This window comes from Haloquadratum walsbyi C23, from assembly GCF_000237865.1.
Lineage (GTDB): Archaea > Halobacteriota > Halobacteria > Halobacteriales > Haloferacaceae > Haloquadratum > Haloquadratum walsbyi.
Genome location: NC_017459.1, coordinates 1,401,957 through 1,424,153, shown reverse-complemented (window position 1 = coordinate 1,424,153; position 22,197 = coordinate 1,401,957). Strand labels below are relative to the sequence as shown.

23 protein-coding genes, 3 pseudogenes and 1 CRISPR repeat array are annotated in these 22,197 nt (G+C 52.1%); of the genes and pseudogenes, 16 read left to right on the top strand and 10 right to left on the bottom strand.

The window, feature by feature from the left end; translation table 11 throughout:
* Positions 1-497: 497 nt before the first annotated feature.
* Positions 498-1,481 carry a hypothetical protein gene (locus tag HQRW_RS06310; RefSeq protein WP_014555926.1) on the bottom strand — a complete coding sequence of 328 codons (984 nt, stop codon included), beginning with the start codon at positions 1,479-1,481 and terminating at the stop codon, positions 498-500.
* 530 nt (positions 1,482-2,011) lie between these two features.
* Here HQRW_RS06310 and HQRW_RS06305 point away from each other — a divergent pair.
* The 3 genes from HQRW_RS06305 to HQRW_RS06295 all read left to right on the top strand — a co-directional run bounded on the left by HQRW_RS06305 (position 2,012) and on the right by HQRW_RS06295 (position 5,205).
* On the top strand, positions 2,012-2,383 hold the full coding sequence (locus tag HQRW_RS06305) for a hypothetical protein (RefSeq protein ID WP_014555925.1): 372 nt from the start codon (positions 2,012-2,014) through the stop codon (positions 2,381-2,383).
* A gap of 64 nt (positions 2,384-2,447) precedes the next feature.
* Positions 2,448-3,857, top strand: coding sequence for a DEAD/DEAH box helicase family protein (locus HQRW_RS06300; protein WP_014555924.1), 1,410 nt, complete (start codon positions 2,448-2,450; stop codon positions 3,855-3,857).
* Positions 3,844-5,205 carry a DUF790 family protein gene (locus HQRW_RS06295; RefSeq protein WP_014555923.1) on the top strand — a complete coding sequence of 454 codons (1,362 nt, stop codon included), beginning with the start codon at positions 3,844-3,846 and terminating at the stop codon, positions 5,203-5,205. Before HQRW_RS06300 ends, HQRW_RS06295 begins: the two co-directional genes overlap by 14 nt.
* Before the next feature lie 80 nt (positions 5,206-5,285).
* On the opposite strand, the pseudogene HQRW_RS06290 reads toward HQRW_RS06295, so the two are convergent.
* Positions 5,286-5,921 (bottom strand): annotated as a pseudogene (locus HQRW_RS06290) (helix-turn-helix domain-containing protein); the annotation flags it as partial.
* A 466-nt stretch (positions 5,922-6,387) separates the two neighbouring features.
* Between HQRW_RS06290 and HQRW_RS06285 the strand changes: the two are divergent.
* The 12 genes and pseudogenes from HQRW_RS06285 to HQRW_RS06230 all read left to right on the top strand — a co-directional run.
* Positions 6,388-6,753: pseudogene (locus HQRW_RS06285) on the top strand (DNA-binding protein); the annotation flags it as partial.
* 57 nt (positions 6,754-6,810) lie between these two features.
* A complete protein-coding gene (locus HQRW_RS06280; RefSeq protein WP_014555922.1) occupies positions 6,811-7,071 on the top strand; it encodes a hypothetical protein in 261 nt (86 codons plus the stop codon).
* 148 nt (positions 7,072-7,219) lie between these two features.
* The gene (locus HQRW_RS06275) at positions 7,220-8,917 is read left to right on the top strand and encodes a DUF262 domain-containing protein (protein ID WP_014555921.1); all 1,698 of its coding nucleotides are present in this window, start codon (positions 7,220-7,222) and stop codon (positions 8,915-8,917) included.
* A 220-nt stretch (positions 8,918-9,137) separates the two neighbouring features.
* Positions 9,138-9,533, top strand: a complete 396-nt coding sequence (locus HQRW_RS06270; RefSeq protein WP_014555920.1) for a DUF6166 domain-containing protein — start codon at positions 9,138-9,140, stop codon at positions 9,531-9,533.
* A 65-nt stretch (positions 9,534-9,598) separates the two neighbouring features.
* Positions 9,599-9,910 (top strand): toxin-antitoxin system TumE family protein, encoded by a 312-nt coding sequence (locus tag HQRW_RS16430; RefSeq protein ID WP_049892271.1) that lies wholly within the window; start codon positions 9,599-9,601, stop codon positions 9,908-9,910.
* Between the two features lie 34 nt (positions 9,911-9,944).
* The gene (locus tag HQRW_RS06260; protein ID WP_014555918.1) at positions 9,945-10,364 is read left to right on the top strand and encodes an HVO_A0114 family putative DNA-binding protein; all 420 of its coding nucleotides are present in this window, start codon (positions 9,945-9,947) and stop codon (positions 10,362-10,364) included.
* Between the two features lie 62 nt (positions 10,365-10,426).
* Positions 10,427-10,705 (top strand): DUF7389 domain-containing protein, encoded by a 279-nt coding sequence (locus HQRW_RS06255; RefSeq protein ID WP_014555917.1) that lies wholly within the window; start codon positions 10,427-10,429, stop codon positions 10,703-10,705.
* 49 nt (positions 10,706-10,754) lie between these two features.
* Positions 10,755-10,976 carry a hypothetical protein gene (locus HQRW_RS06250; protein WP_011571422.1) on the top strand — a complete coding sequence of 74 codons (222 nt, stop codon included), beginning with the start codon at positions 10,755-10,757 and terminating at the stop codon, positions 10,974-10,976.
* A 131-nt stretch (positions 10,977-11,107) separates the two neighbouring features.
* Positions 11,108-11,557 carry a hypothetical protein gene (locus HQRW_RS06245; protein ID WP_014555916.1) on the top strand — a complete coding sequence of 150 codons (450 nt, stop codon included), beginning with the start codon at positions 11,108-11,110 and terminating at the stop codon, positions 11,555-11,557.
* 88 nt (positions 11,558-11,645) lie between these two features.
* Positions 11,646-12,323 carry a winged helix-turn-helix domain-containing protein gene (locus tag HQRW_RS06240; protein ID WP_231852458.1) on the top strand — a complete coding sequence of 226 codons (678 nt, stop codon included), beginning with the start codon at positions 11,646-11,648 and terminating at the stop codon, positions 12,321-12,323.
* Complete coding sequence (locus HQRW_RS06235; RefSeq protein WP_231852457.1) at positions 12,323-12,796, top strand: hypothetical protein; 474 nt, start codon at positions 12,323-12,325, stop codon at positions 12,794-12,796. The genes HQRW_RS06240 and HQRW_RS06235 overlap by 1 nt, the downstream gene beginning before the upstream one ends.
* Positions 12,797-13,100: 304 nt before the next feature.
* Positions 13,101-13,646, top strand: a complete 546-nt coding sequence (locus HQRW_RS06230; RefSeq protein WP_231852481.1) for a DUF7437 domain-containing protein — start codon at positions 13,101-13,103, stop codon at positions 13,644-13,646.
* 11 nt (positions 13,647-13,657) lie between these two features.
* On the opposite strand, the pseudogene HQRW_RS14970 reads toward HQRW_RS06230, so the two are convergent.
* From HQRW_RS14970 to HQRW_RS06215, 4 genes and pseudogenes are all read right to left on the bottom strand, one after another.
* Positions 13,658-13,917, bottom strand: a pseudogene (locus HQRW_RS14970) (transposase); the annotation flags it as partial.
* 191 nt (positions 13,918-14,108) lie between these two features.
* Positions 14,109-14,315, bottom strand: a complete 207-nt coding sequence (locus HQRW_RS16220; RefSeq protein WP_197535327.1) for a hypothetical protein — start codon at positions 14,313-14,315, stop codon at positions 14,109-14,111.
* A gap of 359 nt (positions 14,316-14,674) precedes the next feature.
* Positions 14,675-16,795, bottom strand: coding sequence for a DUF262 domain-containing protein (locus HQRW_RS06220; protein WP_014555912.1), 2,121 nt, complete (start codon positions 16,793-16,795; stop codon positions 14,675-14,677).
* A gap of 151 nt (positions 16,796-16,946) precedes the next feature.
* Positions 16,947-17,198, bottom strand: a complete 252-nt coding sequence (locus HQRW_RS06215; RefSeq protein ID WP_014555911.1) for an AbrB/MazE/SpoVT family DNA-binding domain-containing protein — start codon at positions 17,196-17,198, stop codon at positions 16,947-16,949.
* Between HQRW_RS06215 and HQRW_RS16695 the strand changes: the two genes are divergently transcribed.
* Positions 17,110-17,631: a lamin tail domain-containing protein gene (locus HQRW_RS16695; protein ID WP_338042661.1), complete on the top strand. Its 522-nt coding sequence runs from the start codon at positions 17,110-17,112 to the stop codon at positions 17,629-17,631. The two genes, HQRW_RS06215 and HQRW_RS16695, sit on opposite strands and share 89 nt — an antisense overlap.
* A 46-nt stretch (positions 17,632-17,677) precedes the next feature.
* On the opposite strand, the gene HQRW_RS06210 is transcribed toward HQRW_RS16695, so the two are convergent.
* The 4 genes from HQRW_RS06210 to cas1b form a co-directional block, all read right to left on the bottom strand.
* Entirely contained in the window at positions 17,678-18,514 is an 837-nt protein-coding gene (locus HQRW_RS06210; protein ID WP_014555910.1) for a hypothetical protein, read from the bottom strand.
* A 113-nt stretch (positions 18,515-18,627) separates the two neighbouring features.
* A complete protein-coding gene (locus HQRW_RS06205) occupies positions 18,628-18,828 on the bottom strand; it encodes a hypothetical protein (protein ID WP_014555233.1) in 201 nt (66 codons plus the stop codon).
* A 588-nt stretch (positions 18,829-19,416) separates the two neighbouring features.
* A CRISPR array of direct repeats spans positions 19,417-20,833; the repeat unit is 30 nt; unit sequence ACTTCAACCCATCAAGGGTTCATCTGAAAC.
* 104 nt (positions 20,834-20,937) lie between these two features.
* Positions 20,938-21,198: a CRISPR-associated endonuclease Cas2 gene (gene cas2 / locus HQRW_RS06200; protein WP_014555909.1), complete on the bottom strand. Its 261-nt coding sequence runs from the start codon at positions 21,196-21,198 to the stop codon at positions 20,938-20,940.
* Between the two features lies 1 nt (position 21,199).
* The gene (gene cas1b / locus HQRW_RS06195) at positions 21,200-22,195 is read right to left on the bottom strand and encodes a type I-B CRISPR-associated endonuclease Cas1b (protein WP_014555908.1); all 996 of its coding nucleotides are present in this window, start codon (positions 22,193-22,195) and stop codon (positions 21,200-21,202) included.
* Positions 22,196-22,197: the final 2 nt, after the last annotated feature.

Sequence of the window (22,197 nt, the reverse complement as noted above, 5' to 3'; positions counted from 1 at the left end):
GTTCAACCGAACGAATCCAACGAATTATTCCAGTGACAGTGACTTCGACGTTCTGGATGTAATGACCGCGACGCGATTCGAAAATTAATTTTCAATTCTGGAGGTAAGTGGTCTCTATTCGTGATTCTCAGGGAGCGTGAGATGGTGAATGTGTGGTTTATATCTGAGTGGTGAGAATTGCTACATCAAGACTTCTTCCGGCTGACTTTGGAGCCCGGTAAGTCAGAAGAAGAAAATTCTTGCAGAGTGAGAAGAGTCCTCAAACGCTGTCAAATCACTGTGCACTTGGTGCACAGCTATCTTAGTCTGTTATTTTCTTGCTACGTCTTAGTTTTCAAAGGTTATCTAAGCCATTAAGCGTCAAGACTGTCTACCTGGATTGCGAATTCTACAACAGTACCTGTCTTGGCCTGTTGTACGCGCACAATTACGCCTATGCGATGCCGATCGTCAATCACGAGCCTCTCGAAATGTGACAGTATCTTCCTCAGCGCTGGCTACCCACCAGTTGAGCGAGTATGATAGGAGGTTCCGGAGTCAAAACTGGTGAGCTCGGTAATACGCTGCTCTAACTCTTCGATTTCGGCTTGGAGCTCGGTTGTGTCTTCGTCGGCACCAGCTAACTGGTCTTTGAGCCCTTGAAGACGAGTTTGTTTCATTTCTTCGTCGACATCTGCCTTCCGTACATACTCGCTCTCCTCGATATCGTACACATCGGATTCAGAGAGTGCTGTCACTTCCAATGCGTCATCAACTTTGCTTGCATCGATGCTCATGATACGCTCAGGGGCAATTCCTTGCGCCTCCAATCGCTCAAGAACCGTCTCATCATCTTTGAGTGTCCGATTTTTACGGGCAGTCCGTTGGACGGAGCCGTACTGTCCGCTGACAGGCTGATCGTGGTGGAGACGGTCGAGCAAGACGCCACGAACGTCTTGTCGAAGGTCGTTGGCGTTGCGCTGGACGTCTGACAGCAGCGTGTAGAGGTTCACAAGCGTCGGCATCTCCAGGTCGGTGAGTGACGTTACATCGTGCTGCTCGAGCGCGTCGATCAACAGAAGTGAGTCTGCGTACACCGAGATATCGGGCTCTTCTCGTGAGGTATCGTTGTGTTCGACCGTGTGTGCATCGACAAGTGGCGACGCTGTTGGCGTCTCGCTTTTGGAGAGCGTGCCGTCCCGGTCGTCGATCGTGAATCGCGGATGAAGACTCGCGACGGTTGCATACGGTTCAGCTCCAGGTGGGAGGCGATCGAGATCGAACGCTCCAGCCGCATCGTCAACGCGCTGGAACAACGTCTCGAATTGCTCTCGCTGGAGCGGCACAGTCTCACTGCCGGTCCGATACTCGATCAGCATTCGATGTTGCTGGACGTCGGTAATCTGAAACGGCTTCTGAGAAACCGGAGTAAGGAGTGTGGCGTCTGCTGGAAGTTCCTCCACGTTGTCGAGGAGATTGCTCCACGTCACTCGAAATGGCATACTGGTAATTCAATACTGCGAGACAAAAACATGCGGGCGTGCGCGATTGAGCTCACCATGATTAACCAACAGCTCACCATGATTAACCAACAGATAGCAACAGACGGACCAGTTTGTTGGTTAATGTGGGCTTTTTGCAGCTATACGGGTTATGCTGGAGTGACTGGCTTTTAGGGGCGCTGTGGTGTGTTCGGGTGTTACTTCCAGCCGGTTCCTCATGGAAAAGCTCAGGAGAAATGAAATTCCCTTGCTGATGTAGTGCGGTCTCAACAGGGAAGCCTCGGGGCTTGCCCCTGAGGTATGTCACAACAAACGTGGGCGTAATACTTGTAACGCTCTTATGAAGTACATTGTTGGTAAGAACTCTCCGGACTGAGTGAATTCGGGAAATCGATTCTTTCACCCTGTCTCACTCCTGTTCTGGTAAGTCCAGACACCGTGTGGAACTACAACAAGATCGCCCGACAGCTCGCCACCAACAATGGTCTACGCAAGAGCATATTTATAATGTGAAACGATGATGATAGCATATGAGCAATACATATTCGCTCAGCATCCGAGTCGAATCATACAATTTCAGCGGTGAGTTCTATCTTGTCGGCAATAGATACAGCACGGGTGAGGAAGTACTCAAACACGTCGCAACCGACCACATCTTGGCGATGAAGCAACGTCCCCACGTCGCCGAGTATCTTCTTGAAACCCTTCAAGCGGGGGAGGCTGTGAATAAATCCGCATACGAGCAGGCAGATCCCGATATCTCCTGTGGACTTCATTTCGATGTTGATCATCAGCAGTTTCGGTTCTGGGCTGGGGATGGGGATGGGGATGAGACCGTCGAGATCGGAAGTCAACCGAGCAAGAGTGAACTTCGCTCAATGGCTGATGACCTCTCGACGTAGTGCGTCCCTCATGAGGTGTTTGCTCCAGCACAGACAAGTATCCTACCCGCATAGACAGGGTTGAATGCGTCTCGCCTTTGATGACGGCACGCTTCTTCTTGAAGACGCCCCTGATACTGTGCCATATGCTGAGTGGGATGACCGTGTTGAAGAGTATCGGGCACGGGCACAACACTATCGCGATATCTGTGATTGGCTGGCTGACCCCGACGAACAAGCCACTCTCACCCAATCCACAGCGACCATAGCTGAGTTCGAAGATGATGCCCGTGCGTACTCCGAGTTTCACTTCACTCCCTCGGTTGCTATCGAACCGCGAGATTATCAGCAGGAGGCTCTTTCGGCGTGGCAGGACAACGACCGCCAGGGAAGCGTTGTTCTCCCGACTGGAAGCGGAAAGACGTTCCTTGCTGTCCAAGCGATTGCTGATGCAGGTGTGAGTACGCTGGTCGTCGTTCCGACGATCGACTTGATGAACCAATGGCACGCGACGCTCACTAACGCGTTCAGCGAGCAACTCCCTGATGGGGTCGGTGTTCTTGGTGGCGGAAGTCACAATATCACAAACATCACGGTTACGACCTATGACTCCGCCTACCGCTACATCAACGAATACGGCGACAAGTTTGGACTTCTTGTTGTCGACGAAGTACACCATCTGCCAGCTCCAACCTACCAGCAGATTCCTGAAATGACGATCTCCCCGTATCGACTCGGACTCACAGCCACCTATGAGCGTGCTGACGGCAAACACAAGACATTGAAGGAGCTTCTGGGCACGGTCGTCTACCGAGAGGAGGTTAACGAACTTGCTGGCGAGTACCTCAGCGAGTACGAAACCATCCATCTCGGGGTAGAGTTAACAGGAGACGAACGGGAACAATACGATGAAGAATACGGGATTTACCGTGACTATGTTGACAGCCACGATTTTGACCTCTGGAAAGAAAACGGGTATGCTGAGTTCCTCAAGCGGACTTCGTATGACCCACAGGGGAGACGGGCTCTCATCGCCAAGCAACGAGCGGAAACCATCGCTCGTACTGCTGAAAAGAAACTTGACACGCTCGATACCCTCCTGAAACGACATTATGACGACCGCACTATTATTTTCACCGCCAACAACGAGTTCGCATACGACATCTCTCAAGAGTTCGTCGTCCCGTGTATCACACACCAGACTGAGACTGACGAACGAACAGAAATTCTGGAGCGGTTTCGGACAGGGGAGTACTCGATGCTCGCTACCTCACAGGTGCTTGATGAGGGAATCGACGTGCCTGCGGCGAACGTTGGGATTATTCTCTCAGGGAGTGCGTCGAAACGCCAGTATGCACAACGATTAGGGCGAATTCTCCGTCCAACAGACGACCGACAACCCGCTCGTCTCTACGAGATCATCGCCGAAGACACAATGGAGACCTACGTTTCCGAACAACGTCGGCAGGGGGTGACTTCAGATGCTAACAGCTGACCTTGCACGCTCACGCACGGACGAGAATAGCATTACTCCGTTGCTCATCGATACTGACGAGCAACAGTATCGAGAGACAGCGGCGGAGCTCATCCAGATTTTTGAGGAGCATCTCGGCGAATCGAAAGGAGAGTTGGAAGACACAATTGACCAGCTCACGGTTTCGGATACCGACTACAAAATCGTCCAAGGGCTGGCGAAGCTACTGAAAGATGAATGTGAGTTTGAGACGGTTGCTCCAGTTGACTCACGGGAGATTCGACAGGAGCTTTTCGAAGTTGCGAACAGGAATCACCCGATTGTCCGTCAACCAACGTTGGGAGAGGATACCCAATCCGTGTGGATATACAGTACCGTTGCTGATCGACTGGGTATCTCGCTTGAAGAGTGCTATCGGGGGATGTATGCGGACTTGGAGGAGAACAAGCGACTCGTCCGCTTTGGACACCGTGTTTCCGATAAATACGAGGGGGCTGATGAGTCATCAACAACAACGCGACTCACGGGTGATAGTGAGGAGTCCTACGCTGAGGATACCATCACAGTTGACTGGCTTCTCACGCGATACAATCTGGCTCTGGCACAGGCGGAACTCTACGATGCAACCGAGATGCGGATACGGGTTTGGGACTCATTTGCGACTGTTTTTAGCTATGTCAAGCTATTCGGCTTGATGCACCGTATCTATCCAATCGATAGCGACGGTAATCGTGTCCCCAGTACAGACGTTGCTGACGGGTATGAGGCGATTCTAGACGGAGCAGCGTCTCTCTTCTCGAAATCACGGAAGTACGGGATACGGATGGCAAACTTCCTGCCTGCACTCCCGTTGTGTGATCGCTGGAAAATGGAGGCGGATATTCTCAACGATGAAAGCGGATCCGCAGGTCGGACACTCTCGTTTGAGCTTGACTCCTCCAGTGGATTGTCTTCGCACTACTCGGCTCAAGGCGAGTTCGACTCTGATGTCGAACGAACGCTTGCTCAGAAGTGGGAGCGAATGAATACGGACTGGAAACTCGTCCGAGAGGATGATGTGCTGGACTTGGGTGCGGAGGTAATGCTTCCCGATTTCGCTATCGAACACCCAGATGGACGGCGGGTAGTGTTCGAGATCGTCGGGTTCTGGACGCCCGAATATCTTGATAAGAAGCTGGCGAAAATACGAGACGCCGACCGTGATAATCTCATCGTCGCCGTATCTGAGCGATTGGATTGCTCGTCGGATGACTTTGAGGGGATGGATGACCGTGTGCTGTGGTTCAAATCAGGGATTCACGTCTATGATGTCGTGGAGTTGGCTGAGGAGTACGCTGTCGACGGACGCGCCCCTGATTACCGACACTGACCGGGGGCGCTTCGCCCCAGATATTCCCAGGTTGAGATGACTACCAGCCTTCGCCGGGCGGCGGATACTGCTCGACAGGCTCGCCTTTCTCTTTCACGACTTCCGGCTCTGTATCGCTGGAACTGGTCTGGGCCTGTCGGGATGAAGTGTTCGTTGTCGATCTCAGTCGGCATCTGTACAAGGAACTCGTCAAGCGATTCCCACAGAATCGAGTACGTGTCGGTCTGTGCTTCGACAGTCTGGCGGTGGACGTGATGGGCAAGCTCACGAGCGAATACGCTCAGCGGTTCGAAGCCATCGTTCAGTGTGTACGCCCCGTCGTCAGTTTGGTAGACGATTCCGCGATGCTGAAGCGGGGCTAGCGCACGGTGGACGGTACTTCGGTGGACGTCGGCGCGGCGTGCGAGTTTGGTCGGGGTCCGCGGGGTGTCGAGGTAGTAGCACACACGGAGGGCAGCCCCTGACAACAGCTCCGGCCAGTCGATGTGTGAATACTGTTGTGTGAGTTTCGTGAGTAACTCGAGGGCCTTTGCGTCCGACAGTCGAATCCGCTTTGTTTTCCCCTGTCGACGTGTCTCGACGAGGCCAGCCGTTTCGAGCCGCTCGACGAGTTCTGACGTGTAGCTGAGACTCCGATCGAGATTCGTTGCAAGGTCAGAGACCGTCTGCTCACCGTGGAGGGCTGTAAGGGCGCGAACCTCAGCTTCTGTGAGCATACTGTTGCATATTAGCGAACTAATGTATAAATCAATTCGGCATTTTGCAACACAGACCAGGCTCTGTCGAGGACGTAGGCACAACAGATAAAAGCCCTCGGTCGCTCGGCATCCCGCGACCACCGCTGCGCTCCTCGTGCCTGCAGTGCTTGCGGGGCCGGGGGACGACCGAGACGGCCTCGCCCTTTCTGAGTCCGCCAGGATGTCGGCTGGGTAACTGAGCGTCGAGAGTGGTTGAACGGTGTTTCTCTACGGCCCGCCCCGCTCGCCGCTGCCGCCCTCCGCGTCGCTCGCTCCAGGCGGGTCGGCGCGCGGTGCTGGTTGGGTGGCCTCCCCATGGGGCGCTCGCGAAGGCGCGAGCGAGAGCGCGCAAATGCTTCTGTCGGTCGATGTCGTCGAAGAACCGCGATGTAGGAGCACCGCGGTGTCGGGCGCGTGAGCGCCTTCGGAACTAGGTTGAGTTCCGATGCCAAATAAGAACGTCTTTGATAATGTAGTTTCGGTCGATGAACAGGCATTCGAAAAGGCGGACGAAGCGGCGGTCGACGAAGACGGCTTCGAGGTCGTCGATGAGACGCTGAAGTTCCAGGCGACGGTGCAGATGGAGGTGCAGGCGAAGGTCGATGCGAACCACCCAGACGGGATGGTCGATACCAGTGACGAGCGGATCTACGGTGCGACCCTCGAACAGGAAGAGCGCATTCGGGCGCGAGAGGCTGAGTTGGAGCGCATCAGTGCCCAGGCAGAGCTGGGGACGCAGGAAGGTCGGGAGAAGCGGACGCGAGACATCGCGGCGAAGCGGAGCGCTGAGCGGCGTGCTGAATTCCAGAAATCAGGTCGGCTCGAAGGAAGAAAATGAGGTTATGGTGTATCTCAACTCGTAACAAGAATGCCTCCACACGAAGAGCCAGAGGAGCCAGTTACATCAGCTCGAGAGAACCGATGCAGGGATAGTACCCCATTAGGGATCGGTATCGCACTCACAGGGACAGATCTTGTCCAACTTGGAATCGACCCGGTCGATACCGATGTCGTAGACGTGTATATCGAAGACGGAGAACTTCGATTGGTTCCAGGTGAAGGAGAACCAGTGATTTCGAAAAGTCCTCCCCCAGAAGGTGTGAAAAATGAGTGGTTGAGGAGAGAGTGATGTAGACGTCGGAAGTTCTGACAACATACCGTTGGGTGGTACTTAGTGAGAATAGTCATAGGGAGGGTCCCTGGAACGGTTATTCGGCCGCTGTTGGGCCATATTCCCCCTACGCTTATGACAATCGGTTTAGCATGTTGGGACAGTAATGGACGCTGAAGATCAATTTCTCCAAAGTGTGTTTGCAGGCGAGAAGCAATTCGTAATTCCAGTCTTCCAACGGAACTATTCGTGGGGGACCGATGAATTAGATGCTCTCTGGTCCGACGTGCAAAACCTCTTGGAGGCCGACTCGCTTTCTGAAGAACACTTCATTGGTACGTTCGTTGTAATGCCCGGGAATCATCGCCCGGGGACTGTGCCAGAATATCTCGTTATCGATGGACAGCAACGTCTCATCACTCTCACGCTCTTCCTCAGTGCTATCCGAGACTATGCGACCGAGGTAAACGATGAGCGACACAATAGCTTCGCTGAAGAAATTAACAAGAAGTATCTCATTGACGAATTCAAAGACGGGGTCGAGAAGTTCAAAGTTATCTCACGTGCCGAAGATCGGGACGCCCTCTTCACCATCGTGGAGCAGGAAAGCGTAGACGAGAACCTTGCGGAGACATCAATCTACCAGAGCTATGACTTCCTGTACAGCAAGATAGAGGAAGTGAATGGTGATGATGAGATTGAAACGCTTGATCGGCTCAAGCAAATCATCATCCAACAGCTTCCGTTGGTGATGATCACGACTTCTGAAGACGAGAATCCCTACGCTATCTTCGAGACTCTAAACGAGCGTGGGCTTCAGCTTGAAGAGTCTGATCTTATCCGGAACCATGTCTTTATGCAGCTCTCTCTGACCGAGCAAGATCGGTTCAACGATGAACACTGGATGCCGTTTGAGCAAAAGTTCGAAGAGACGGATGACTATTCGGGGGTCGATCTCACGGAGTTCTATCGTGACTATATGATGCGAACCGGTGAGTACGTCCAGAAAAACGAAATCTACCATCAGTTCAAGCGGCGGACGTCAGAGATGACACCCAGAGAACTCGTGGATGAACTCTCGTACTATGGTGACCTCTATCTCTGGATTCAGCGACCGGAAACGGCACCAAACGAAGAGCTTACCAACGCGCTGCGTCGCCTCCAATATCTCGAAATTGGAACGGCTCATCAGCTAGTGTTGAATCTGCTGTACAGATGGGATTCGGATAACCTCTCGATAGATGAACTTCTCGAGACTCTACACGGACTGGAAAGCTTCGTTCTTCGGCGGTTCATTTGCGGCCGAAGCACGCGGGGCTACTACCGAACCTTCCCGATTGCTGCACGGTCCATCGAAGACGACGACGTGAAAGGCTCGCTATTCGCCTATCTGAAAAGTCAAGGATGGCCAGATGACACAGAACTCCTTGACAACATCCTCCGATTTGATATGTACAACCGCGACAAAAAGAAAACGTGGCTCGTTCTTCGAACACTTGAGGAGCAGTTCGGACACAAAGAGCCGGTTCAGTATGATGAGCTCACGATTGAGCACGTCATGCCGCAGACGATCGACGACAACGAATGGGGCGACGAGTGGAAAGCGATGCTTGGCGATGAATGGGAACGTATCCACGACCAGTGGCTTCACGCCCTTGGCAATCTAACCCTCAGTGGCTACAATCCAGAGCTCTCGAATCGGCCATTTGACGAAAAGCGTGAACTCCTCATGGAAAGCCACGTCGAGCTGAACGGGTATTTTGAGGAGTGCGATAATTGGACGGAAAAGACGATTCGAGAACGGAATCAAGAACTTGCCGAACGACTCGCATCGATCTGGCGAGTCCCCCAGGTAGACGACTAGTCATAGCACTGACCATCCTCCCGTTTCTCCCGTGTGTCAGAGCACACAGCATCTGCGGAGTGAAATCGATTGTCTCCACCCATCTTAACCAACATGACTCGGTAATCACAGAATTTGTTGGTTAATAGTACATCTTCGTCGTCATTCTGCGAACATGGGGCAGTTTTTCGCCCCCTGAGGGGTGCGGGGGGTGCTCGAACGAGTACCTTCGATCAGACCAATGAGTAGAATTATCGACCCACAATCGCCCGAGCAGAGACGCCAAAGAACTGACCGCGATGTCGTCTACATCGGCTATCGACAACGAGGACGCGCTGTCGTGGAGAAACTACCTAATCATGAACAGCTCACGCCACACCGGAGTCTCAAGGTGGCGAACCACAGCCCCATAGGGTTCGAATGGGGATACGGTGGGAGTGGTCCAGCGCAGCTTGCACTCGCGCTCCTACTCAACTACACAGATGACGAAGAATTTGCGCTAACGCACTACACCCAGTTCAAGAACGAGGTCGTGAGTCAACTGGAGTGTGCCGGTCCCAACGACCGTTGGCGTCTCACCGGGGGTGAGATTGAGGCAGTGGTTGGAGCGGAAGCGGATGAGCTCATCGCCCCATAGCTGGATAGCGATATCCCGCAATTATCTGAGTAGCTGTTGGGAATATCCCCAACACACTTACAGTGTTGGGCGGCTACCCAACGGATGAGGGATGGGCTACGAACTCACGCACCGCTACACCCCACGTCGAAGCCGGACTCGTCGAGAACCTAGTCATCCGACGGACGACCGATACAGATGCCTACCCGTCCGGCTGGAAGTACACCCTTCATCTGGGAACGCTGCAAGACCTAACGCTCATCCGTTACGACAACGCCCACGAAGACACCAAAGGCCACGAACTCCACACCGCTTCCGGTGACGCAGACGTCGAGTTCTGGGCCAGTGCTGACGAATACTGGGACACCATTGGTGGCAACCCGCAACGTCCCTATTGACAGAAGGCAAAACACACATCCAACACACCCGAACATGACCACGCTTCACATCACCGTCGGCGACCGAGCACAGCTCCGAGAGGATACGCTCCAGTTCATTCAGAGTGCCGAGGCTGATGAACTGGGCAAAAGTGATGAGCGTGCAGTACTCCAGTTCGGGACCTATGACGATCTCGTCGACAGCCTCACCCCACTGCGCCTCAATCTCATTCAGGCGATCGCCAAAGAGCACCCATCAAGTATGCGCAAGGCTGCACGACTCGTCGACCGCGACGTCTCTGATGTCCATGCAGATCTGAAACAACTGGAGGTGCTGGGCATCCTCGAACTCAAAGAAGGAGGCCCTGGGGGAGCGATTCAACCAATTGTCCCCTTCGATAAAATTGAGATGCACATCGACTATCCTCTTCTCGACGACGTCGACGTAGACAGTACTCCCGCTAGCGCAGACTAACCACTTGTTTTTCACCCTCTGAAGGGATGCGAGAGCTGTCAAAGGGCTCTCGTGGAGAGCGAATGTCTGACTCAAAGCAACAACCAGGCCGAGTAGTTGAATCGTCGTCCAGTGAAGAGCGCACGAAACGAACCGAGTATGTCGAACGAAGCGATGTTGGAGTTTCACTCACTGTGAAGCTCAAACGAGGAACCGGCACCAGAGATCAGGACGAGGTGATCGCGAAAGCGAAAGGTAAGACGCTCGAAGACGCCCGCGAGGACATGGAGACGCTTCGGGGGTACATCCATGACCTCGCCGAAGATGCCCGCCAGATTCAACCGGGGGAAGACGACGAGTAGCGAGTAGGTGCGGTCTATTTCGCCTCTGTAAGGGCGGAGGCGATCATCAGTGAGCAACTTAGAAGAGCAAGAAAGAGATTCGAACGGACTGTCGCCAGCACAGCGACTCGAACCACCAAACTTGCGACTCATCAATGCGGGAATCGTGACTATTCACGATATGGAGACGCTGCGAGCGTGTGTCGCGTACGAAAACGCGAATCAGCAGCGTGTTCGAATTCTCCGCCGGCTCAAACAACAGGCCGACGAAATCCGTTCACAAGAAGGGTGAGTCCGAGGAAGAAGACAACCGCTGATAGCGGAGTTCGTATTGGTCTTACTTGGATTTAGTCGGAGAGTTTTTTCGCCCCCTGAAGGAGTGCGGGGGAATCGAACGTACCCCCCAACCCAGAGGTGAACCCGATGAAAGACATTAATGAGACGACAGCGTACCGAGTAACGATTACCCTTAATAGAGCCGAACTGCCCGTCGACGAACAAGCCCGCAACGCGCTTCTCACCGAGTTCCGTTCACGAATCGGCCATCTCGTCGATGGGCTTCATGGCATCGACGCTGATCAAGGTGATATCGACGTCGGTACAGGGTACCGCTATGCGCAAGTCCCAGCGACGTGCCCACGCTGTAGCGAGCGACTCGATCTCCAGAGTGTCCGCCTGGATACAGAGAACGGAGCCCTGGCTAACGCGGTGTGTTCGAGCGAGCAGTGTGACTGGAGTGGTGGTGCAGTCTATCGAATCATCGACCTCTTCGGCGGCTTTGGTAATCGGCCAGGAAAGGTGATGCGGCGGCCGATCAATTACCAGCATCCGCCGACCTCGGGCCCGGCGATATACGGAAATAATCTACGGTAATTAGTATCAAGACCATCGATATCAAAGTCCTAAAGCACATATATGCGGGTCAGAAAAATATATGTGTGTCTACGGCATGGTGTATTGTATGACTGGCGACCCATCCCCGGACGCCCCCGACGAATTCCCCTCTGAAGAGGAAATCCCGAACGAACCGGTGACCGTGGATGATATTGATCCATTCAGTGTTAATGACGATGACTTTGAGGACATCGATGACTTCGCCGCCGCAGAGTGGAAAGACCAGAGCACTGCAGACGAACGAATTCGCACGGTGATCAACAGAACGACGACTCCGAAATCGGCGTCCGACATCTCAGACACAGCTCTCGTCTCAGAAACAAAAGCCAGGACGACACTCAACAAGCTTGCAGAAGAAGGCATCGTTAGAAGTCATCAGACCGACTCTGGAAAGCTATACAGTCGAGATCCAGAGTGGCATCTTCTCAAACAGATCAGGAAACTCGCCACCAGCGAAACGCTTGTCAATCAAATTCAACGAATAAAACAGGAACTCACAGAGTACAAATCCAAATATGACGTGAATGACCCAGAGGAACTTCTGATTTCAGACAAGGAACTTGACCAGAATGAACTCGACGACATCTCTCACTGGCGGACAGCAAAACGAGAATTAAGCCACCTCAGAGCGGCATACCGCCTCAAAGAAGCAAAAGAGCAGGCGTCGATCGTAGATGAACCGGAAGATAGGCGTACAGATAATCAAACAACGACCCCCAGTAACAATCAGGCCCCACTCCAATAATGCGGATGGGGAACGGCTCTCCAATCGATTCAGCAGCGATTAATGAGAGCGTGAATCAGATGCACCAACAACTCGGGAGAGGAGTTGTCAAAGTGCGATTCCGATACCAGAAAGGGCAACCGTTCAAACCGCGTGACGGGAAAGACGTTAGAACAGCACGAGCCACTATTACGCCTGGAATCCACAAGCAGGCTGGGTATTTCGATATCCAGTGGTGGGAAAATGGAGACTACAAGTACCACTATCGGGAAGAAGGACTAGAATTTAGATTCGGACGCGAGGCAGCGAATAAGACCACCAAGAAACCAGTACGGCATTTTCACCCACCTAATAATCTCGACGCACACAAGCAATCCTGTATCGGGACTGAACAACCACCAAAACGCGTTACGATTGCTGTATTGAAGATGTGGTGGACAGCGGTCGAGAATAATGACGAGAGCTTGTTGAACGCGCAGAATAACTTGCCGTAGTCTCGAAAGCCTACGCCCTCTGTGGGAATCTATACATACGCACGCTCACCGAGTGGCTAATCCGTCAATAATGAAATGAAATCAATAGTAATCAAGTGCTGCATGGATCCTCTATCCTCTACATCTTGACATCTTGCATAGTGGTACTGTCAAATAATGAGTCTCTTCTCCGGTTTGATGAATAACAAACCCCTCAATCAACGGTTGGAAGCACCACTTAGCCCACGATACTACTTTATGTATTCCGCGGAAATTAAAATGGATTAACGAATCAGCTCTCTCGGGTTCGCACCCGTTGGACACGATGCTGGCAGTTTCTGACGTGATCCAAAACGAACGGTTCGCACGTCTGTACGCTCGGGTACTCGAAGTTAACACCCCTACTGTAGAGGAGCTCGCAAGCCGTTTTGCGAGTTCTCAAACCACGGTCTACGAGGATGTCAAGCATCTCGTGGAAATCGGTGTCCTCAAGCGCGTGACGGACTCTCAGCCGCACCGATATAGCGCTCGTCGGGTCGATCTGACCATACAGACCGGGGAAGAGACGTTTCAAATCACCCCGACCCTTCTCGTTGCCCTGGCTCAACGCGACTCAAACGACAATATCGAACTCTACGTCGAACGCCACGGAGTCAGCGGTCTGGCGACGACCATCGAATACGCTCGGGCCTACACGAAATCGGAGATGACTGCCCGGATCATGGCTCGCGAGCAGGAGATTCCCGTCCTCGAAGCCGAAACAATCCTCCAGGAACTTCAGGAAATCCTCCTTGATGTAGAGGACGAGATCTTGACGGAACTCGATATAGAGGCGTTAGACGCAGATGTCGACGAGCGAATCGGCGAGTAGTACCCGTCTTATTTGAGGCAGTTGCCGGGGTACAGGTCGGCTTCGTCGGTGTTGTACGCGACTGCCGCGAAGTTGCTGATGCCGAGATCGATACCCGCCGTTTCGTTGCCGGGTGCGGTGGGCGTCTCGACTTCGTCTTTGCAGACGAGATGCAGCTCCCACCGTTCATTCGACTTATCGTAGACCGCGCGAACTTGTTGTAGGTTCTCGACGGTGACGCCGGGGCGCGTCTCGTACTCAATAGGATGTACTCCAACGCTGTCGGAGGTTCCTCAACGGGGTAATCTCGGCTCTGTCTATCACTTTCACCGTGCTCCTCTGAACGATATAGATTCGGAGTATAATACTCAAATAGAAAGCTGACCTCTGTACTCACGACTCACAATCTATCTATAGTAATAGTGAGTGTGTTTAGCGGAGCCATAGACGCAGCTCAATTCGTAATCCGTTCACCCTCTCTTGCTACTCTTCTCGCATGTGCTCTAGGATTTGGAAGAAGCGGAACGCGGGTTTATCGAACCGCTTCTTCGTTTCTGATGCCCGGTCTCGGAGTTCATGCACTCGTTTAGAGTGCTCGCCGGTAATAATGAGTTCAATTGACTCCTTACAATCGCTCTCGAACTGCTGTGTCATATCTTCTAATCCTTCGGTCAGATGACCCTCAGACACATACGGCGACCAAAACTGAAACTTGGACTCCTAGTATCATCGAAAACGCCAGTAACTAAATCGTAGTCTTCCTCAAACTTGTGGAAGGTACGTTCGAGCGAATGCTGATAACTCGGATTTCCGTATTTGCTCCACCATCCTTCTTCATCTGGAGTGCCAGAATATAATTCTCCTCGAATATGCGTGACTACCTCGCAGGCATAGACCGTCTATTTTCCCGTTCGTTGATCTGACTCCGAGCACGTCGAACTCCATCTGTTTCCCCGCTTCTTTCGACCGCTGATTGTACGAGACGAGTTCGTAGCCATTGATGACCGGAAGATATGCCCCGACAATTAGCTCACCAATCTGCGTTTGCATCACGACTCATCACCGGAATCCACCAACCGTTCATGTAGCTCGTCGAGATAGCCCGAATCTGGATTCAATCGGTATTCGGTTCCCCCACCAGTCGTCCTGTAATTTATCAGATTCCATGTGAAGTTATTGGTGTATTTGCGGGTAAACCCAGAGAGGATACCAGACATTGCTTTACTCCCGCCTGAAGAAAGATCATATTCGTCCTTCATTCGCTGGCAGATTTCCTGATTCACGATCCAATCGTTCTCATCGAGCAGAATCCGTATGAACGCCTCCTGCCGGTTTGTTAGTCGTCTGAAAAAGTTGTTCGGCAAAGTCTCGTATTCGGGAGCGTCTGAATCATCGCTGCCCCCTGACCCCCCTGAACTGCGGTCAACTGATTCAGTGTCCCACTCATCGAGCGCAAAGTCGATGATTTTCTGCTCTCGCTCCTCAAGCTCTTCCCGGCTGAATTGCTCAAACGCTGCTAAGACCTGCTGGACTCGGAGTACCGATGACTTGTATTCTTTTTCTCTTCGCCCCTCGGCATTCTTTTTCTTCATGAATGGAAGATCGGAGAGAGACTTGTTCCAGTATGAGCTGGCGATGGTCAGATTACCCAGTCGATGAACTTGGTCTTCGAAGTCCTCACGAAGGCTTTCCGGTATGTGCTCCTCGGCGAGTCCCCGAGCAAGAATGTGCTCAACCTCGAAATCTGTCGAGAGGATTTGTTCGAGGTCTGGCTGAACCTCTTCGTGCATATCGATGCCTAGTCGCTCTCCGTAGTGGTACAGTAGATATCGGATATCTTGGCTCGACATTGAATCATAAAATTCAGGATCACGGAGGTCGCGCTCAAAGCGGTCATCGTCGGTGTAAATGCGAGTTATTGAGTCGAGACGATTGAGCACGTCCTCGAATAGATACGAGTCGTCTGCATGAATCGAATGAGCGAGGCGAACTAATTTGCCGAGACCTGTGTCTGACCGCCTGCCATCAGTTGCATAGACGCGAAAAATGAGCGTTTCGCACGCCTGAATAATCTCCGCCATCTTGTCGGGTTCATCGTCACCATATTCCATCTGTGCCGCCATCAGGACGGGGAGAGCGTTTGCAACTCTGCCGAGTGCTAGCAGGCGTCTTAGTGCAGACTCGACTTCATCAGGTCGTTGTGAAGGATTGAATAGCGCGGCGAACGCCGATGCTGCTTCACGAAGGTTCTGTGTGTACTCGTCAATTTTACCCTGAACGGTATCGTACTCTCCGTTTCGGTATTTCTCTCGAAGCCTGTCTTTGAGCGTATCGAGACTGCTGAAATACTCGTTAGAGTCGTACCCGTCGTAAATTCCCCAGTGAAACCGTTGAACGCTGTCTTCGTCGAAATCGCTCACTCGATCGTGCCCGTTAGAGAGGACGAACAACTCGTGGTAGATGCTCCCAAATCGTTGCTTTATTTTGGTTTCGAGCGCCCCACGATTGCTAGAGCGGTCGTCCATGTACATCAGGAAGCTCTTCGTTTTATCAAGCGAAGACAAGGGCTTCCCCCGGTCGTTCAGACTCTCGAAAATCGATGCCGCCTCGGATTCGTTGTCTATTTCTACGACGTTGACTTTGCAGTCATATCGCAGGCGTTCGGAGATTTCTCGAGCAGGCAGGTCTTCGAATTTTGACTCAAAATACTCCTTTGCGTATTCAAGATGCTCCTGTGACGGGGTTTTGCACTCCAAACCTGCACTACCGAACAGGCTATCTCGGAAGAATTCTTCGTCCTGATCCTGCGGCATCAGTCGGGGACGCTCGTCAACAGGGAAAATTAGGTTGTCCTCCGAGACAGTTTCGTTGACTACATCATCAAACTGCGTGGCGACATGAAGGAGAATGAGTGCGGTCGTCAATCGCTGCTGGCCGTCAACAACATCATACACGTCGAAGCGTCTTCCTCTATCTGTTTGGTACTGCTCGTCCTTCTTGTCGAGGATGATGTTCCCGAAGAAATGATTGGACTCCTCAGGTAGATATCGGAGGTCCTCAATGAGGTCTGCTAACTGCGGTTCCTCCCACGAGTAACTACGTTGGTATGATGGAATATCCAAGAGCCCATCGAGATACAGAGATGCGAGTGTTTCAGTACGAGTCTGCATACATCCCTCATCAAATGATTATCCGTTAATTCTTGCGACAACATCAGTTCGACAGCATAGCTACGGTCAACACACGGGACGTATCTATCCATGGGTCCAGGAACGTCCAGCTATAACTGTCTGTTGTGAGACACGAATGAGCAACGACGAGTCACAGTAGACCGAGTGGGAGACCGAGGTCGTGTGTTTCAGACCCTCCGCCCCCCATCGACACCGGCTCGAAGTCATCGAAGGCGCCGTATCGCTGCTTGACGACCTCGACCAAGAGGTTCCCTTCATCGTCGACGTCCCAGCGGAGCTTGTCGCCGGCCTTAATGTCGAGACGACGACGAAGATCCGCTGGGATCGTGACCATCCCCCGGTCGCTGACCTTGGTTTCCTTCGGGGCTTTTTCAGTTGCCATACGCAGGGATCAGGCTCTCCAACTATACATGTTACCCTACATGTGGGTCGTGAACGCATCGCCTGACCGATTCGTGTCTCGGTCGGCTCTGCAAGGTACGGCTCAATGGCGCTGTAGTCGCTCCACCCGCCTATCGACATCCTCGTTCGGACGTCTACCTGCCGCTCTACGAGATGAAAGGTGCCCCACGAGCGCCTCACGATTCGCGACCTCGCCCGCGTCTCAATCCCGACGCACGTACAGCATCGCGATCCGTTCGCGTTCGACCGAGCTCGCCGAGCCAGGTGACTCTGTGACACTATACACCGGCAGCGGTACAGATACCGATGACGAGCTCTACTGGGACGAGAACGGTGCTGTCTGGAACAATGGCGGCGATACTGTGACGCTCAAAGATCAAAACGGAGACACTGTCGATACGTACACGTACTAACTGAGCACTCTACCAAGACCACCAACGAGTGCTCACTGGTGTGGCTTTACCCAGCCGGTCGGTAGCTACAATAGATCCATACTCCGATTGAGACTAGGATCCCCCACAAGAATCCTGCCGCGTGACCGAAAACATTCGTCAACGCCCTACCTTCTACTATTGCTCCTGCTTCAGGGAACAGCTTCAAAGTCAAATATGCCAGTATGAAGCCCACCACTGCTACCCCGGCTATGCTTAGTCCAATCTTCCTCCGTTTCTCTCTCACAGGGATCTCGATACCACTTCGGATATACGGTAAGAGCACGAGATGACTTGCGAGAATGATAAGCCCCGTCACTACTGGCCGAAAGCCCCCCGAGTAACGTAAGTCAATCAGTTGCATCAACACTAGAAGCAGGATCAATCCGGTGGCATAGCCGATCTTACGGCTATGTCGCTTCCGTACGAATACGGAGAGAGAAACTAACAGAAAGCCCACAAACCCGCTAACGACGCCCGAAAAGCCGCGAGAAACTGGCTCAGCGCCAGGGTACAGTGTCGCAAATATGGCGTAGCTGGTGAGATTAACGAGAATAGGCAGCGTAAGTAGGTGAACTAAGAATGTGCGACGGAACCAAGACAGCTCGTCGATGGTAAGACAGAGGGCGTAGGTGTACGTCGCGGCCAGAGCATAGCCGATGAGATTATTATAGAGGTGAGAATCGGAAGTGTGGACATAGGCCGCTGTGAGCAGGGTATAGCCGTTGAATCGTGTGTGGTCGAAAGCGAGTGCTTGCTGAAGGGTATCGGGAGTGAAAAAGTAGATCGCAGCGAGAAAAGTAGGGATGACAGCAAGAAGAATATAGTCACTATTGAGAAACTCAGATTCAAGCGTATCAGACATATGACGAAGCTGTTCCGTTTCGAGTATTTAGAACCCGGCGGTGAGTTCTATCAGGTATCGTTAAGAAACAGATTCAAAATCGGTTGCAGTGACTGCAATAGGAAGAAAGTGAGTCAGAGCGTCCCCTTTCGACGACGAATGATCAACTCACGAACGCGTGCTTCGTGGTCAATGTCACTCTGGAAGTACGCGGTCAGAATCGCCTCAACAACCTCTGAACGGCTTGCTTGGAGATCGACGCACTGCTCGGTCAGATCGTCCAGTTCCTCAACGAGTTCATCCGAAATGGACACTCCAAATTCCGTGTTTGACATCGGTTAGACTTCTTGAGAAGCGGTTGCAGCTGCTGCAACGTAATATTACTGTCTCATCCGGCTGAAGAGATTCTTCGCGACACCACCATTTATATACTCGAAACGCGATAGGCTAAGAACACGGCAATGACTATTGATATATCCCGAGTTTTGTCTTTTGTGTATGTCGAGAAGAGGGGAGGGGATCCTGCATACAATGAAATACAGACATCTGTCTCAAAAGCTCTCTGACAGCCGATTTGTGTTTTTTGACTTTGGAAGATGTGCCCCAACGTATGGATGAGTGTCGGACGTGACGGAAAGCACATACTCACTCATGCTCATTGTGCCCGCGCAAAGTAGCGCGCATATCCGTGTAAATACAGCAGATACTTTTCTATCAGATAATCGCATGATTTGCGTTTCTTGTCTTATTCACTCGAATCAATACATCAGATTGAATACCCCGTTTTCGATTTGTGTTCCCAGAAATGATAATAAAAGTAGTAATTTAACCGAATAATCGGTTCCTGACTTGGTAGTATCTCTTCATGGGTTTGTGTGTATTGTATCAGAGAGAGCTGTGCTCGCGATCTCCAAGCAGAGCAGGATTCAACCCAACGAAGGTTCATCTGAAACACCTAACTGAGTTGCATCTCATCAAGGATATCCCGACTTCAACCCATCAAGGGTTCATCTGAAACTCCTACGACACCAGGATCCCTCCCTAAACGAAAATACTTCAACCCATCAAGGGTTCATCTGAAACTCTTCACGACGTGCTTGTAGAGACAAGTCCTGAACTTACTTCAACCCATCAAGGGTTCATCTGAAACCAGCGATTACGAGCGAGAGCGAGCGCAACTGCAGGATACTTCAACCCATCAAGGGTTCATCTGAAACAGGATAATGAGATCTGGGTTAACTGCGACGATGGAAAACTTCAACCCATCAAGGGTTCATCTGAAACGGTTAATGCCATGTCTATTAGTATCCTCCAATTGCCGACTTCAACCCATCAAGGGTTCATCTGAAACACACCACGCAAAACAGCCGAGAACGCAGCACAAGCCACTTCAACCCATCAAGGGTTCATCTGAAACCGGCGGTCTGTTTCTGACCGCATTTTGTGCCGAGTGTACTTCAACCCATCAAGGGTTCATCTGAAACCGGTCGTAATCTCGACATCGACGGACTCACTGCGTACTTCAACCCAACAAGGGTTCATCTGAAACGCGTTTATGCTCGCAATCGTCGCTGGCGTTATCGGGCAACTTCAACCCATCAAGGGTTCATCTGAAACCGCTGGCGACACGACGATCGCCCTCCCCGTCTGTAAGACTTCAACCCATCAAGGGTTCATCTGAAACTGGTTTCTCAATCAAAAACCGCGTTTCACCGGGCGGACTTCAACCCATCAAGGGTTCATCTGAAACCTACGCAGCGTCAGCGACGACGACAGACTACTGGAGACTTCAACCCATCAAGGGTTCATCTGAAACGATTACCGTCGAGAGCGTTACGACAAGGAACGCGAGACTTCAACCCATCAAGGGTTCATCTGAAACCAGCGCATTCGATGCGACAAACGGGTTCTGCAGATTACTTCAACCCATCAAGGGTTCATCTGAAACATGTTTGTCTTATGGGTCATCATCATATCTCAGGTCACTTCAACCCATCAAGGGTTCATCTGAAACGTCTGCACTCCCGTCATCGGCGGTGTGACTGCCTACTTCAACCCATCAAGGGTTCATCTGAAACTCTAGTTTTAAGATTCATTGGCTGTATCTAATTATTACTTCAACCCATCAAGGGTTCATCTGAAACACTCCCGTGGATAGCTCCGGCGATTGTGTTGGTGACTTCAACCCATCAAGGGTTCATCTGAAACGAGGCGGGCGCACTCCCCACCGCGACCACGTTTGTCACTTCAACCCATCAAGGGTTCATCTGAAACGAGTTCGGTGCATCACCAACGCGCACCTTCGAGCTTACTTCAACCCATCAAGGGTTCATCTGAAACCATGCCCAATATGCAGGACATAGATGTGCTTACAGCAGGTTACAATAAATATTTTCCGTCGACCTGCAATAGGGTGCTTTCCCCCAGGGGGTCGACGGAAACGACTACAGAAATCGTTGATCCTCAGTCGGATCTTCACCATAAACCGTCCGATTAAGCAGGGTATCCGAAGATAGCTCGTAAATAATGGTTGACTCTCCGGGCTTCAGCAGGTCATCAATTTCGTCTTCCAGCTTTGTGAGATCGCCTTCTGAGATCTCGCCTTCGAGCACCGAGTTCTGGACATGAGTCAGATAGCGTCGACCGAGTTTGAGAGCTTTCTGCGTCCGGTCAGCTTCCAGATCGTAGACCATTACAACGTACATTTTACCACCACCGCTGGAAGGGCTCGTACTCCTCACCGGTAAGCAAGTGTTTCTTGATTTTGTATGCCTCAATCCGGAGCAGGTACTGATAGCTGACTTTGCGATTCAGCGTCGGATGCTCGACAGTTCGTTCAAGCGCCTCCTCGAACTCCCTCGTGTACGTCTTCCGACCGGATTCGCTAAGTAAACACGAGCCGAGTTCAGTCTCGAAATCGTCGTCCGAAATCTGATTTCGGTTCACCAACCGGAACAGTATACGGTCGGCGAGAACAGGTTTGAACAGATCGGCGAGGTCAAGCGATAATGAGTACCGTCGTTCACCCGGTTCATGAAGATAGCTGATCGTCGGATCGAGTGCTGTGGCTCGGATTGCCGAAACGCAGTTGGCGTAGACCAGCGAGTTTCCAAACGAAATAAGGCTGTTAATTTCGTTTGGTGGTGGATTGTACTCGCGCTGCGTCAGCTCGAACTCGTTCGGGAGGATTTCGTTGAAGCTCCGGTAGTACGCCTTTCTCGCGGTGGCCTCGGTTCCTAGTAGTTCATCAACCGGTAACTCCCCGTCAACGCGGTCGGCTGCGGCTTCCAAGTCCTCAATAATAACGTCGAGGTCGTGATCACGGCCGTTGTAGTAGACCACATTCGTCCGCATATTGTGGATGCTGCCTCGAACAATCGCAGCGGCAAGCTGCCGTCTGTGCTGTCTATTCTCGTAGGCTCGAACCTGATTGACGACGGTCTTCCCAGAGGTCTGCCCGCGTTTCGGCATCACCGACCCCGAGTAGTAGTCTTCCCAACCGAAGACGTGCAGTGCGACTGTGCGGTCGTTGAGAAACGACATCAGCCGCGTGTTGAAATCGATCTGGCCGTGGAGGAAGAACGCCTCGGCGTTCTCGATTGGGATGTACTGCTTTTGCCCATCGCCATCGGGGACGAATCTGAGCGTGTCGTCGCTGCGTTCGAGTCGACCGTCCGAAAAAACGTGATAGTTGCGATCCATTA